The sequence below is a fragment of the Shewanella sp. MBTL60-112-B2 genome, from assembly GCF_019655055.1.
Lineage (GTDB): Bacteria > Pseudomonadota > Gammaproteobacteria > Enterobacterales > Shewanellaceae > Shewanella.
Genome location: NZ_BPFA01000005.1, coordinates 104,396 through 118,457, shown reverse-complemented (window position 1 = coordinate 118,457; position 14,062 = coordinate 104,396). Strand labels below are relative to the sequence as shown.

Annotated in this window: 15 protein-coding genes; 6 read left to right on the top strand and 9 right to left on the bottom strand. The window is 44.1% G+C overall.

The annotated features are described in order from the left end of the window. Window positions 1-537 precede the first annotated feature (537 nt). Window positions 538-1,917: a sodium:alanine symporter family protein gene (locus tag K5Q73_RS04705; RefSeq protein ID WP_220761973.1), complete on the top strand. Its 1,380-nt coding sequence runs from the start codon at window positions 538-540 to the stop codon at window positions 1,915-1,917. 89 nt (window positions 1,918-2,006) lie between these two features. Here K5Q73_RS04705 and K5Q73_RS04700 read toward each other — a convergent pair whose 3' ends face one another. The 5 genes from K5Q73_RS04700 to K5Q73_RS04680 all read right to left on the bottom strand — a co-directional run bounded on the left by K5Q73_RS04700 (window position 2,007) and on the right by K5Q73_RS04680 (window position 5,155). Next, complete coding sequence (locus tag K5Q73_RS04700; RefSeq protein WP_220761972.1) at window positions 2,007-2,186, bottom strand: PA3496 family putative envelope integrity protein; 180 nt, start codon at window positions 2,184-2,186, stop codon at window positions 2,007-2,009. A 332-nt stretch (window positions 2,187-2,518) separates the two neighbouring features. Next, window positions 2,519-3,211, bottom strand: a complete 693-nt coding sequence (locus tag K5Q73_RS04695; RefSeq protein WP_220761971.1) for a TorF family putative porin — start codon at window positions 3,209-3,211, stop codon at window positions 2,519-2,521. 248 nt (window positions 3,212-3,459) lie between these two features. Further along, complete coding sequence (locus K5Q73_RS04690) at window positions 3,460-3,732, bottom strand: HU family DNA-binding protein (protein WP_012156924.1); 273 nt, start codon at window positions 3,730-3,732, stop codon at window positions 3,460-3,462. 136 nt (window positions 3,733-3,868) lie between these two features. Next, a complete protein-coding gene (locus K5Q73_RS04685) occupies window positions 3,869-4,666 on the bottom strand; it encodes a response regulator (protein ID WP_220761970.1) in 798 nt (265 codons plus the stop codon). Window positions 4,667-4,759: 93 nt separating this feature from the next. Beyond that, the gene (locus K5Q73_RS04680; RefSeq protein WP_220761969.1) at window positions 4,760-5,155 is read right to left on the bottom strand and encodes a hypothetical protein; all 396 of its coding nucleotides are present in this window, start codon (window positions 5,153-5,155) and stop codon (window positions 4,760-4,762) included. 165 nt (window positions 5,156-5,320) lie between these two features. Here K5Q73_RS04680 and K5Q73_RS04675 point away from each other — a divergent pair, with 165 nt between their 5' ends. Next, entirely contained in the window at window positions 5,321-5,830 is a 510-nt protein-coding gene (locus K5Q73_RS04675; RefSeq protein ID WP_220761968.1) for a DUF4240 domain-containing protein, read from the top strand. 135 nt (window positions 5,831-5,965) lie between these two features. Here the strand turns inward: K5Q73_RS04675 and K5Q73_RS04670 are convergent, their stop codons facing one another. Together K5Q73_RS04670 and K5Q73_RS04665 are read right to left on the bottom strand one after the other, a co-directional pair. After that, window positions 5,966-6,274, bottom strand: coding sequence for a hypothetical protein (locus K5Q73_RS04670; RefSeq protein WP_220761967.1), 309 nt, complete (start codon window positions 6,272-6,274; stop codon window positions 5,966-5,968). A 298-nt stretch (window positions 6,275-6,572) separates the two neighbouring features. Continuing rightward, on the bottom strand, window positions 6,573-6,878 hold the full coding sequence (locus tag K5Q73_RS04665; RefSeq protein WP_220761966.1) for a hypothetical protein: 306 nt from the start codon (window positions 6,876-6,878) through the stop codon (window positions 6,573-6,575). A 245-nt stretch (window positions 6,879-7,123) separates the two neighbouring features. Here K5Q73_RS04665 and K5Q73_RS04660 point away from each other — a divergent pair, with 245 nt between their 5' ends. Next, window positions 7,124-7,648 (top strand): DUF3016 domain-containing protein, encoded by a 525-nt coding sequence (locus tag K5Q73_RS04660; protein ID WP_220761965.1) that lies wholly within the window; start codon window positions 7,124-7,126, stop codon window positions 7,646-7,648. An 85-nt stretch (window positions 7,649-7,733) separates the two neighbouring features. On the opposite strand, the gene K5Q73_RS04655 is transcribed toward K5Q73_RS04660, so the two are convergent. After that, window positions 7,734-9,476 carry a bifunctional diguanylate cyclase/phosphodiesterase gene (locus tag K5Q73_RS04655; RefSeq protein ID WP_220761964.1) on the bottom strand — a complete coding sequence of 581 codons (1,743 nt, stop codon included), beginning with the start codon at window positions 9,474-9,476 and terminating at the stop codon, window positions 7,734-7,736. Window positions 9,477-9,580: 104 nt separating this feature from the next. Continuing rightward, complete coding sequence (locus K5Q73_RS04650) at window positions 9,581-9,892, bottom strand: prephenate dehydrogenase (RefSeq protein ID WP_220761963.1); 312 nt, start codon at window positions 9,890-9,892, stop codon at window positions 9,581-9,583. 44 nt (window positions 9,893-9,936) lie between these two features. Here K5Q73_RS04650 and K5Q73_RS04645 point away from each other — a divergent pair, with 44 nt between their 5' ends. The 3 genes from K5Q73_RS04645 (at window position 9,937) to K5Q73_RS04635 (ending at window position 14,060) form a co-directional block, all read left to right on the top strand. After that, window positions 9,937-10,821 (top strand): TraB/GumN family protein, encoded by an 885-nt coding sequence (locus tag K5Q73_RS04645; protein WP_220761961.1) that lies wholly within the window; start codon window positions 9,937-9,939, stop codon window positions 10,819-10,821. 104 nt (window positions 10,822-10,925) lie between these two features. After that, complete coding sequence (locus tag K5Q73_RS04640; RefSeq protein WP_220761959.1) at window positions 10,926-11,792, top strand: MaoC/PaaZ C-terminal domain-containing protein; 867 nt, start codon at window positions 10,926-10,928, stop codon at window positions 11,790-11,792. A gap of 555 nt (window positions 11,793-12,347) precedes the next feature. Then, window positions 12,348-14,060: a formate--tetrahydrofolate ligase gene (locus tag K5Q73_RS04635; RefSeq protein ID WP_220761958.1), complete on the top strand. Its 1,713-nt coding sequence runs from the start codon at window positions 12,348-12,350 to the stop codon at window positions 14,058-14,060. Window positions 14,061-14,062: the final 2 nt, after the last annotated feature.

Sequence of the window (14,062 nt, the reverse complement as noted above, 5' to 3'; positions counted from 1 at the left end):
AAGTTAATCGCTTCTATGTAGCAATGTTGCCTCTTGGTTGGGTCTATCAAGAGGCAGGGTTGTCTGCTTTCGACTTGTTTATTTCGGCAGCCATATTGTTTGTGACTTTTATTATCCCGTTCCACTATGTCGTTTAAATAAGTTCGTTTAACTATCTCGTTTAACTATCTCGTTCTACTGTCTCGATTAACTATCTCGTTTAAATAAGCTCGTACTTCTGCAGATTAATTGCAAGCGCTATAAGTCGCTGCGATAGGCCTCACTAGCAATATTCATAGTTGTCATGGCGTTGTAAAACGTTATGACAACTTTTCATATGTCCGTTTTAGTTTGTTTTCTAGCCTTTCCAAAGGTTAACAATTCGTTGTACTCTGTTTGAAAGTTTGAGTGCGCTAATATCTAAAAAGATAGACCTCAACTTTTAGGACCTTTTGATCTTGCTATTCAAATGGAAGATCAAAAAGCCCTAAATACATGACGATAAATAAGCATAAATATAAATAATAACGATAAATTCTCTGTATCGACGAGGTTTGAATGGAAGCTATTACGAATTTTATAGGCATGATCAATGGTGTGGTCTGGGGGACACCCATGTTGGTTATGATTCTGGGGGTCGGGTTATTCTTGACCGTAGGTTTGCGTTTGATGCCGATCTTAAAACTGGGAACAGGCTTTAAACTACTGTGGTCTGGGCGCATTCCTGACAAAGATAAAAACATGAAGGGCGAAATTAGCCCTTTTAATGCCTTGATGACATCACTGTCGGCCACCATTGGTACCGGTAATATTGCCGGCGTTGCGACCGCAATTTTTATCGGTGGTCCTGGTGCACTGTTTTGGATGTGGTGTACGGCGCTGGTAGGTATGGCGACTAAGTTTGCTGAGGCGGTACTCGCAGTTAAGTATCGCGAAGTGGATGACAATGGTAACCACGTAGGTGGTCCAATGTATTACATCAAAAATGGTTTGGGCGCTAAATGGGCTTGGCTGGGTACCGCCTTTGCATTGTTTGGTTCCCTTGCCGGTTTTGGTATTGGTAATACGGTTCAGGCTAACTCGGTTGCCGATGCTCTGAGCAGTAATTTTGGGGTGCCAAACTGGGTGACCGGTGTGGTACTTATGGTGCTGGTTGGTGCTGTGCTTATGGGCGGTATTAAACGCATTGCCGATGTTGCTGGCAAGCTCGTGCCTATGATGACAGTTTTTTATATTGCAGCGGGTGTGGCAGTTCTGGTTGTGTACGCCTCAGAGATCCCTGCGGCTATCGAACTCATTTTACATAGCGCATTTAATCCGGTTGCAGCCCAAGGCGGCTTTGCTGGTGCAGCGGTCTGGGCTGCGATTCGATTTGGTGTGGCTCGTGGTGTGTTCTCTAACGAAGCGGGTCTAGGTAGTGCACCTATTGCCCATGCGGCAGCGCAGACCAATAACCCGGTGGCTCAAGGTCTAGTAGCTATGCTAGGTACCTTTATTGATACCTTGATTGTTTGTAGTATCACAGGTTTGGCTATTATCGTCTCGGGCGCTTGGACGTCGGGCGAGAATGGTGCGGCATTGACTTCATTTGCCTTTTCTCATGCCTTCCCCCTCGGTAACTATGTGGTGGCAATCGCTCTGACGGTGTTCGCCTTTACCACTATCTTGGGTTGGAGCTTTTACTGTGAGAAGTGCGTGCAATTCTTGTTTGGTATTAAAGCCATTAAGCCATTCAGGATCCTCTGGACAATTGTGGTGCCGCTCGGTGCTGTGAGTTCGCTGGAGTTTATTTGGTTATTGGCAGACACGCTCAATGCGATGATGGCAATTCCTAACCTTATCGCCTTGGCACTACTGAGCCCTGTGGTATTTGCCTTGACGCGAGAGTATTTCTTGAAGAAGCGCCAGACAGACCTGGAATCGCAGAAGAACGGATAACCATAATCATTGTTATAGTCCGTGGCTATAAACTAAAAAAGCTCCTGATATTTAATCAGGAGCTTTTCTTATTCGATTCTATGTTGGGCTTATGCCCAAAAATCGTCTTCGCTTAAATCACGCTTTAATTGCGCCATTTCAAGGTAAGCTTCGAGGCGCTTTTTCACCTCTTTCTTGTGCGCTAACTCGTCAGCGGCTTGTTGATTCTTAGGCGTTGTATACGCCTCCATCTCTGCATCGTTGGGCACAAAGTCAATAGTCTGAGCCATCACGAATTCCTCTTAGCTAGGTATCCATTGTTCCGAATCGCTTGCTTAGCGTTAAAAGGAAATGCTGTCGATACCATATGGTTAATAACTAAACAACGTCTGCACTCGTTGGCTTACTTGATTAAACCTTATTAGTGAGTGCTTAATTTGGAATTTAGCAGGGTGTGATTTAAAAATATGCGATCAATGTAACAAAATTACATTTTTAGCTCATTATTTATAAAAATAGCTATTTATTAGTTGCTTGTTGAAAATTAGCAACCAAAATGACTTATCGACTAAAAAGGCTATTTATCCTAAATAATAGAGTAAATAGCCTTTTTAACAGTCAGTTATAGCTCAAAACTGTAGTTATATCCGAGTAAAACTTTAGCATCGTCATTTTTAAGATCTGTATCACTGACAGTAAAGGTGATACTACCAAAATCAGTGTCTTTACTCAGGGATAACGAGTAATCGGCATAGCTGTCTTCATCGTACCAAGCGCTGACGACATCGCCGCTGGAGTAGCCATAGTGGACTGCAATAGATAGGGTGTTAGAGAGGGGGTAAGTGACAGTAGTTTGCAAGTAACCCATATCGGTATTATCTAGGGGCTCTGTCGTCACGTCACTCCCAGCGTTTACTAGGTGAGAGTAACTGACAGCTATCCATTTCCAGCTAATTGCCGCACTGACTTCACCTAGGTCTATGCTACCGCTTGCATCTGGGTAGGCGTAATAGAGGTAGCTGATGTCATATTCGAACTCTGCGCCAATGCTTCCTGCAAAGCCGGTATAGAAATCAATCTCGTAGCTTGTGTCATCGCCAAAGTCGACATTAGAAGCCCAAGTCCCCGCATAGAAACCTGATTCGTGGCTATAGTCTATCCCTCCTTGAACTGCTACAGCATCATTAGTTTGGGTGATACCACGCCATAGGTAGTTGGAGGTCGCGCCGATATTAGCCTCAACACTGGCTTGTGCTGATGCACCGACTAGCGATGTAATCAGGATTGCGGTGCTGTTTATGAGTAGCTTGTTCATTCTATTCCCCTTTACAGAAACATTATTGTGTTTTTGATTCGTATTAGGATTAGCAAACTCTAAGCCAAAATATTAATAGAATTAAAACAGTTGCTTAGGTGTTTTTGGTCTTAGAGGTAAAGCAGGAATGATTCATACTAGGGCAGCAAGCACTGTGATAGGGCAGAGGGAAGAGACTAGTTCTATAAATTATAGATATAAAAAAACCTCCTAAGGGAGGTTTAGTTATTAACTGCGGAAACAGTGATTTAGTTAACGCTATCTTTAAGCGTCTTACCTGCTTTGAACTTAGGTACGGTAGCCGCAGGGATCTGGATTTCTTTACCAGTCTGTGGGTTACGACCTGTACGCGCTGCACGCTGCGTAGTTTCGAAAGAGCCAAAACCAACGATAGAGATTTTATCTCCATTCTTCATTGCTTCTGCAACTGTCTCTTCAAAAGATTTTAAGGCGCGAGCGGCTTCAGCTTTAGTTAGTTCTGCAGATTCAGCCATTTTTGCAACAAGTTCAGTCTTATTCATTTGAATAGTCTCTTCTTTCCGTAGATTTATTTGTTAGTAGCATTATGTAACATGCCACAAGCCTCTGCATTTTAAAAGCGCTTTAACCCTATGAAATAGGCATTAAAGTCAAAAACAGGGGCGATTTCTCAGTTTTTTACTCTTCTAACAGCTGATAAAGGATCTGTTTCACGGTATTTGGCTCAAAAGGTTTATCGCACAGCGCATTGACTCCGGCCTGAGAAACGTTATTTAAATGGGTTTCATTGGCTTCGGAAGACACCATTAAGATAGGAATATGGGATTGTTGGCTATCGTTACGAATAAACTGAGTCAGCGCTAAACCATCGACACTTGGCATGTTGTAGTCGGTGATCACTAAGTCAAACATCTGTTGTTGCATCAGTTCAATGGCTTCTTGGCCATCTTGCGCCTCGGTGATAAGTCTTAAGCCGAGATTGGTAATGGTGCGTTTAATGACGTTACGTGCCATCTTGCTATCATCGACTACTAGTACACGTAAATCCTGTACATCAAAGTGGGTCAAATCTAATTCATCATGGCTAAGAAAGTCGATAGTGGCATTTAATGCCTTGCCTAAGTGTTCCGCGGTAAAAGGTTTAGGCAATATTGCGACAACACCGGATTGACGATAGTCCTCAAGTTGTTCGCGGCGACACTCGCTAGATACCAGCATAAATTGAATGTCACTAAAATGCTGCGATGACTTGATCTGTTGCAGCAACTCCAAAGCGGTGCCATCTTCAAAGTGCATAGCACTGGCAACAAGGTCGGGCTGGTGGCGATTGATGATCTGCAACGCCTGAGCAAGGTTGGTGGCGGCTTGGATCTGTTTAACCCCTTCGCTTTGAAGGCGCTGACTAATGATTTTTCTTTGAGTATCAGACGGCTCGACCAGCAAGATTGATAGTTCGCTTGGCTGTAAGTGGCGCATAAATTAAGGTACCGATTTAATTGTATTTCTATAATAAAGTTTGGCGCTAATGAAGCAGGGCAAACGTAAAGGAGAGCGGTTGCCCGTAAATGCTTATGAGGCGACGTCTTCTGGCTTTAAGTAGTGACGAGTCTTGGGGCTAAATGCGACCCAGAACTGAAAGGTCATCGCAATAAGTGCTACCACTACAATGGCGCCGATAGGGATATTCTGCCCATTAACGATGACTTTGACGTCTTCCGGAGTGATCTGGTAAGCGATAACGGCAGCAGTCGCCAATGCGAGTAGAGCAACAGTTTGAATTGTCAGATAGATCTTTAGCACTACCCCTGCCCAAAATCGGCGCATAAAAAGGCCGTAAAGTACTGGAAACACCCCCAGCGTTAATAGATCGAAAGCTTGAGTGGTAAAGGTGCGCCAAAGGGCTGCTACTGCGAGTAGTGTGTAGAGGAACATCAAAATCGCTAAAAGTGGATGTGGTTTTGTCATTGAGTGCCTAAAGCCTCATATTTTTTATTTAGTTGTTGTCATGAGTTTAAAAAAAACGGCGGGTCGCGTCTATAACCCAACTTGCTCAGCAGTGAGATTGTTTAGCTAAGCTGGTGGGGAATGCGCTAGAATAGCCGGCATTACACCGTACTATTAGAGAATCCGATGACTGAATCTGAGTTTTGGGCGTTAGTGACCCGAACATCACCACAACAAGATCAAACAGAGCTTGCCGAGGCACTCAAACAGAAATTGAGCCCCTTGAGTAATGACGACCTGCGAGATTTTGACAAGATATTTGGTCAGCAGATGCGTCGTTCTTATTCTTGGGCAGTTTGGGGCGCAGCTTATATTATTACAGGCTGTGATTCTGAATATGCCTTTGCTGAGTTTCGTTGTTTCTTAATCTCTCTGGGCGAGGAGTGGTACGACAAAGTGGTTGAGTCGCCAGATGAACTGGGCAATTTGCCACAATGGCCAGAGAAAGACGGCTCTGCCTATCCTTTCGTAGATGAATACGATCTGATTGCTGGCCAACTTTATGAAGAGCGTGCCGATGATGAGCTACCTTATGTGCCATCGGGTCAGGCAAACCCTGCGGGTAAAAAGTTCTCGCATAAGAAGAAGCAGCTAAAGGCTGCTTACCCACAATTAAGTGCGGCATTTCCTTTTTAAGGTAGATAGTCAGCTTTGAGAACAATAAAAAACGAGGCCAAATGGCCTCGTTTTTTATTGCGTGTTCACTGGTGGTATTTACCGATGGCTTTCATCACAATCGCTTTAGCTATCAGTTATGAGCTCTCGTTAGCGCTATTCGTGACAGACTGTAGATTCGCTATCGAATTCTAGCCCGTGAGTGGCACAAGCGAGCTCCATATATTCTTGCTCAGAATCTTGCATCTGCTCATCAAATTCAGCCTGCATCTTTGACTCAAGTGCTTGGTCTGACTCAGCTTGATGGTCGGCCAGAATTTCGTAATGCTCAGCAATGGCGGCTTGCTCTTTCGGGGTAAATTCATTGGCATTAGCCTGGCCGATAAAGCTAAATGTCATTAGTAGTGCGGCGATAAATGCCATACGGCCAGAAAAAGGGATTTTGCTAGTATTCGAGTAATTCATATTTGACTCCAAATAATAAAATGGGGAACCCGCTTCAGAAATCCTTACTCTTAGCTGGATAAATATCGGCAGACTTAAGAGCTTTCCTCGGTGGTACGCTTTAACTTGATACGAATGTTAGCGGATGTAACATGTACCCGAGCTGAACGAAAAGTGAACAGGTTCGTGAGTAGGGATATGGCGATTGATTTGGCAAAGCTAAGAAGCGGGACTAATAGCAAATAATAATGAGGAATGTCAGCGCAAAATTAATGTGCAGTAAGAGTAAGAGACTTAATTAGCGATTGTGAACTATTCGCTATTCATTAGTCATGGTTTCACAGTGAAAACCCTGGCGCATAGAATCAAAACCACAGTTTAAGCCGCATTCCCAGGCGACTCCGTTAAGCTTGTCGGATTCTTGCTTTGAATAAGCCTTACAGCTTGGGTAGTTGTCAAAATCGTCTTTCTTATCATATCGACCAGAGTTGTAACCATTTTTATAGATAAAAGCTGACCAGCTTTCAGATTGTGATGCTGTTTCAGAGTGGTTGATAGTGAAAATGGCTGCTGCCAGCCCACTAAACAAAACGATGACAAAGATGATAGGGGTTAATTTTTGCATGACTTTGACTACTATTCTGACGACGTGATCTTAGCTTAACGGCTAAGCAAGTAAATCGATAGGACTGTTTGGCTGGCGCTGTTAAATTTCGATGCATTTTGATGCAACTAGTTCGTTTATAATATGGTCTACTAATATGACTATATTAACTACACTCGAAAAATATCGAGTAAGCTGCGATTCAGCTTTTGTATTATATAGTTAAGTTATTAATGGTTAGCTTATGTTCAACCGTGGAGGCACATATGAATGTTAAACATATACTAGTAGCGGGCATACTCGCATCTAGCTCAGCTTGGGCGACAGATGAAGCGGTTGAAAACCCAGTGACTGAAGACGGAGTCGTAAAAGTTGAGTGGCAAGACCCGGATAGCTTTCGTGATATCCGCTCAAGTGGTGACATTCAGTCTCGTTTTGAGCAGCGTACCTTCGACCAAATGACCAAGAGTTTAAATAAAGAGGCAAGCAAGATCCTGAAACCGGATCAAAAGCTTGAGATGGTGGTTACCGATCTGGATCTAGCGGGAGACGTGAGGCCGACATTTGGTGCCACGACCAATGATCTCAGGGTCGTTAAAGATATCTATCCACCACGTATTACCTTTAGCTATAAAATACTTGAAGGTGATCAAGTGGTTATGGCTGGTGATGAGAAACTGACAGATATGAATTTTATGTATTCAATTAACAAGATGAATAACAAGCCATATCGATACGAAAACGAGCTGCTAGCATCATGGCTTAAAAAAACGGTTAAGCCTAACCTGTAGTTAACTTAGACTTTTTATAGCCTAAGTTATTTAGGTTATGTCAGTTGCTTAAGTGTTTATTGGTGCATAACCCACCTTAGGTGGTTTATGCGCTAATGTTTGCTTCTAGTGAGAAAATACTCAGTGAGTTTTTGGCTTGTTTGGCCTGTTTTTTTGCCTGTGCACTATAGAGAGACAGCTGGTGTTCATTACACTGGATGGTAATTGAGGGCGGAAGTATTCCTACGCTGAGAGAGATCAGGTCGTGGTAGCACTGTCGGCCATTTCTATCTTCCGCTAACATCTGCTGATCTTGCCAATGCTGCTTAGAATAAAACGATGACTTTGCGGTTTCGAAGTCATCAATAATTGTCATTGCTTGATGTTCAATATCCTCGCAAGTACTAATTATGACGAAATCATCCCCTCCTACATGGCCGATAAAGTTACTACTAGTTTGCTGACATAAGAGTAGACGTGAGACCTCCATAATCACTTCATCGCCTCGACAGAATCCGTAGATATCGTTATAGGGTTTGAAATGAGATAGGTCAAAGTATGCCAGATAGAAAGGCTTTTTCTGTTGGCGTAATCTCAGTAGCTCTTCTTGAATGGGGATATTGCCCGGAAGCCCTGTTAGCGGGTTAGCATGCCTCGCCATAGCAATTTTCTGATCGGTGATTTTAGCTAACAGATCTTTAGTGTGGCCAATGCCCAGCAATTTTCCTTGTTTGAGAATAATAAATTGCTGCACAACAAGATCGGTGGACTCTTTGGTTAGGCGCTGGCTGACTTGAGATATAGGCATATTGGCTTCGATACGGATAAGCTCTGTAGTCAGTACTTCATCGACGGCTCTGTTTTCGTGGAGTGCGCGGCCGTAGGGAGTACTAAATAGCTCTATCACCTGGCTTCTTAGTACTAATCCAATCACCAATTCATCTTGCATTACCACTATGGCTTGAAGGTTGGCTTGCTGATTAAATGTCTCACCAATTTGTTTAAGCTTACTAGTAAACTGACAGGTGGTGGCTCTGCAACAAAGGCTTTCTGCCGATTCGGCAAATCGAACCTTTAATGTTGTCGGCTCCAATGTGGGCTCAAATGGAATGCAGCGATTGGGATAGTCAGTTGGGCGGCCGAGTAGAAAGCCCTGGCAATAGACTATGCCTAGCTGTTTTAACACTGCTAATTCCGCTTGAGTTTCAATTCCTTCGGCTATCACTTTACAGCTGAGGTTTTGGCACAGGTTGATGATAGAGCGAACAAATTCTTGTTTGACCGATGAGCTATCTATCGACTCGATAAAGTGGCGATCAATCTTTACATAATCAGGTGCCAGCTCCGACCACAGTCTTAGTCCTGAATACCCCGCGCCTAAGTCATCGATCGCCGTTAAAAACCCTTGGCTACGGTAGTGATTGAGACAGGACTTTAGTAGATCGATATCGTCGGCGGGGTATTGCTCTGATAGTTCTATGACGACCTGAGATGGATGCAGGCCAAGCTCTTGTACTAAGCTGAGGGTGAGTCCTTTAGCGTGATTAGGCTCTAATAGCGCTTTAGGTGAAATATTTATGAATAGCTTGCCGGGCAGCTGAATATTTTTAAACTGCTGAATGGAGATCCGTCGACAAAGGGTTTCAAGCTCTGATAATCGACCTTCGTAAGCCGCGGTTTTAAATAGTGGTACAGGTGAAAATAGTGGACTATGCTCAGGTCCGCGGCTTAATGCTTCAAAGCCATGAACTTTATGGGTAGAGATATTACAAATAGGTTGAAAGACCGCTTTGATTTTTTCTTTATCGATGATCTTCGAGAGTTCTAGTTGCAGATCGATTGCGGACATCCTTTCCTACCTAATATAGTGTTAGGCAGCAAAGTGTATGACGCAGGTATGACAGTTAGATGACAGATATCAATCCGTTAATAACGGATTGATATTGGCTAGACTTACTTTGCGTTGGATTTAAAAGCCTGCATGGTTTGTAGTAATAAACCAAGCTTAGGAATATGGTTTTCAAGGCCCTTGGTCATTGACTCTGGATCTTGAATAAAACCTTCCATTTCGGCAGCAAGCTCTTGCACGTAAGGTGTAAAGCGGTTGCTTTTGGTGGTAAAGCCTTCAGAGGCACTGAAAATAGTATCAAATTTTACGTGGCCTGCTTTTTTTAGCTCGTCCAATCTCGCGTCTGCATCGATTGCTTGGCGGTAGGCGGTTTGCAAACTGGCTTTAAGTTGCTCGATAACCTGAGTGTGTGGCATAACAGCCTCTCAATTAGAAATTTGCTGAATTATAAGGGGCAAGGATGATAGCAACAAGTGTCGTTAGGCGTTTATTCACATCAGTAGGGTTAGTAATGCTGTTTGTGTCATTGGCCACTAAAGCTGCACCCAGTGATAAACCGCCATTTTATCAAATATCATATCAAGGACAGATTGCCTATCTATTGGGCTCAATCCATATTGGCGAGGCTAACTTCTTCCCTTTGCCTGAGCAGGTCGAGCAGGCATATCAAGCGTCCGCAGCATTGGTCGTTGAGGCAGATATAAGAGATGTAAATGTACCTGCCCTATTAACTAAATATGGCTCAAAGCAAATACCTATCGATGCCGAAACTCAGGCGGTACTAACGCAATATTGCCAAGACAAACTGAGCTTCTGCGCTGCAATTCAAAGTTATGCGCCCTGGTTACAGTCGATGCAGGTCAGCATAGGGCGTTATGCAGCATTAGGATATAGCGGGGCTTATGGGGTGGACGCCGTGCTGGTAGAACAAGCGGGAGCTAAGCCAATATATGAGTTAGAAAGTGCAGAGTTTCAATTTGAGCTTTTATCATCATTCGATGCCGATACACAATGGAGTATGGTACGCGAAGCGATAGAGGCACCAGATGCCGATATGCTCAAGTTAATTTCAGCTTGGCGTAGTGGTGATGAAACTGAGTTAGCCGACTTGATGGAGGGGGAGATGCTTCGCGAAGGCGAAACTGAAATGGTTGAGAAAATGCTCTGGGGGCGCAACCAAACAATGGCTCAAGGGATCATTAAACTGATGCAGTCACCGGATACCGCCCAGCCTCTATTTGTTGTTGTGGGGGCGGGACACTTGGTTGGTCAGAAGAGTGTTCAATCTTATTTACTGCCTTTGGGGGCAGAGGCTAAAAATTGTTGGAAACAGCAGTGTTTATAAGATGAGTTTTCTTCAGTCTGGTGGCGATTATCGAGTTTGACAGTTTTGAGGTATAATACGCCGCCTATTTTGGTTTTCCTGTCATTTTGAAAGGTTTTATCGGTTTGAATAAAGAATACTGTATCGATTTAAAGGCGTTGCCGTCGCTATTCACTCTTTATCGCAAGATATTTTTTGGACGCAAGCCCGGTTGGGACGAGCAGCCGCTGCCTATGATCAAAGTGACCAGCGAAAACGTGGCTTTGTCTCAGGACAAGGTGGCGCAGTACGCTAAGGTTTGTGGCTTCGATTTTGATGGTAAGACATTGCCACCGACTTACCTGTATGTGATGGCGTTTAGACTGCATGCGGTTATCTTTACCCATGATGCAATAACCTTCCCGCTGCTGGGAATGATCCATCTTAAAAATAGCATTACCTTGCACCGAAGTGCTCGCGTCGATGAAAAGTATAATATTCAATGCGCGCTGACCAGTAGCCGTATGACAGATTCTGGTCTCGAGTTTGACTTGGTATCTAAAGCCTACGTTAGCGACGAGTTAGTGTGGGAGTCAGAGTCGACTTATCTATATCGCATAGAAGGTAAGGCAAAGCGAGTTCGTCCACCTAAGGCTAACAACATGGAGTGGCAAGAGCCCGTGAGTTGGAGCCTAGCCGAAGATTTAGGTCGTCGTTATGCCAAGGCGTCGGGTGACTATAATCTTATTCACCTTCATCCAGTGATGTCGAAGCGCTTTGGCTTCGATCGTGTTTTAGCGCACGGTATGTGGTCGAAAGGACGTTGTATCGCTCAGCTTATGCCAAGTATCGGCGATCGTGCCTGCCAGATAGATGTCGCCTTTAAGCTGCCACTATTTATGCCGAGTAACGTTAGTTTTGCCGCCGAGCAACTTGACGGTAAAACTGTATTTGAGCTTAGAGACCAAAAAGGGCGTCGTCCACATCTCAGTGGCGAAATCACTTTCTTATAAGCTTTGTTATCGCTAAATGAGAGGCGCTTAGAGCGCCTTTTTTTATACCAATCAGTATCAAGATTTGGTCGCTCAGCGAGAGTTTAGCGGCACTGAGACAAGGTCATTAAATGCTCCTGCATTAATGACATTCACCACATCCATGTGGTTTGCAACGAGTGAAGAGCATAGTTAAACTAGGGTTAAGCTCCCTCTTTGTTTATTAAGAGTCGCAGTATCAGAGCCGCTAAAACTCGCCATTCTGGAACGTTTTTGACTGCCTGCTTCTGCGTTAAACAACTTCACAAGGGAGCAACCATTCTTTCAGCTATTTGCCTTGAATTAGTTTGCCAAAAAACGTTCTGAGTAGATCAACTTCTTATACTGATTGGTATTACATCATGAAAATGTCTCATCTAGTCAAGTTGCACGTAAAAGCGGCAAAAAAATAACCAGTTTGTTGACGTAGATTACAAAAAGCTAAAATAACAATGCATTTGTGTTTTCTAGCTATCTGAGATCACCTATATTGCAGCGGTAACTACCCTACAAAAAAATAAAACGTGGAAAATCCGAATGCATTCAGATATTGAAATTTCGCGCCAACATACCTGTTTACCTATCACAGAGATTGCTAATAATTTAGGCCTTGAGCCCGATGAACTCTCTCTTTGTGGTGCCAATAAGGCTAAGGTGTCACTGTCGGTCGCTAAACGACTCGCAGACAGAGCCAATGCCAAATTGGTGATTGTTACTGCAGTTACGCCAACTCCTTTTGGTGAAGGCAAAACCGTAACAACTATCGGCTTAACCCAAGCCATGAATCTTAACGGCATTAAAACCTGCGCTTGTATTCGCCAGCCTAGTATGGGGCCTGTATTTGGCACTAAGGGCGGCGCTGCGGGTGGCGGATACGCGCAAGTCGTGCCGATGGAAGAGTTAAATCTGCACTTGACCGGCGATATTCACGCGGTTAGCAGTGCCCATAATTTAGCGGCAGCGGCTATCGATGCGCGTTTGTTCCATGAAACACGTTTAGGCGCCGAAGCCTTTACACAAGAGTCTGGTTTAACTGCGCTGAATATCGATGCAGAAAATATCCTTTGGCGCCGAGTCGTTGATCATAACGAACGTAGCCTTAGAGAAATTAAAGTTGGCTATGGTGCGTTTAACGGCCCTGTTCATGACTCAGGTTTCGATATCACTGCTGCGTCAGAGCTGATGGCAATTTTGGCACTGAGCCAAGATTTAAAAGATCTCAGACAACGTATTGGTCGCCTCGTATTGGCACTTAATACCCAAGGTGAGCCTATCACAGCGGAAACGCTAGGCGTTGCCGGTGCGATGACAGTGATAATGGCCGATGCGATAGAGCCAACCTTGATGCAGACATTGTCAGGTGATCCATGCTTTATTCACGCTGGACCCTTTGCCAATATTGCTCATGGTAACTCTTCGATTATTGCTGATACCATCGCGGCTAAGCTTGCCGATGTTGTGGTGACAGAAGCGGGATTTGGCTCAGATATGGGCTTTGAAAAATTTAGTAATATCAAGGTGAGAGAGTCAGGCTATGCGCCAAGCGCATCTGTAGTGGTCGTGACACTAAAAGCGCTTAAAGCCAACAGTGGTATTGAGTCTAACCAAGACATTAATTTGCCTGATATGGCGCGTCTTAAAGTTGGTTTTGCTAACCTTGAATGGCATATCAACAACGTCAGTCAATATGGCGTGCCTGTGGTGGTTGCAATCAACCGTTTCCCAACAGATACCGATGAAGAGCTTGAGTGGCTTAAGGAAGCTATTGAGCAAACTAAGGCTTTTGGTAGCGAGATTAGTGAAGCCTTTGGTAAAGGTGCCGAAGGGGCAACTAAACTTGCGGATATGGTCTACCGTGCAACACAGACACCATCTGAGTTTAACTTACTGTACGAGAGCAACAGCAGTCTTGAGTCTAAGTTAATGACGCTTGCTGAGGTGGGCTATGGCGCATCGAGCGTAACTCTATCAGATAAAGCCAAATCACAACTTAGTTGGTTGGCTAAACATAACTATGGCGAGCTGCCTATCTGTGTCGCTAAGACGCCGATGTCGATAAGCCATGATCCGAATATCAAAGGGATCCCTAAAGGCTTTGAATTGCCGATTACCGAGTTAAGACTGAATGCTGGTGCAGGCTTTGTCACGGCGCTGGTGGGACAGGTGATGACCATGCCTGGGCTGGGAATTAAGCCTGGTTATCTTAATGTCGATATCAACGATGATGGTGAGATTGTTGGCTTAGCTTAAGG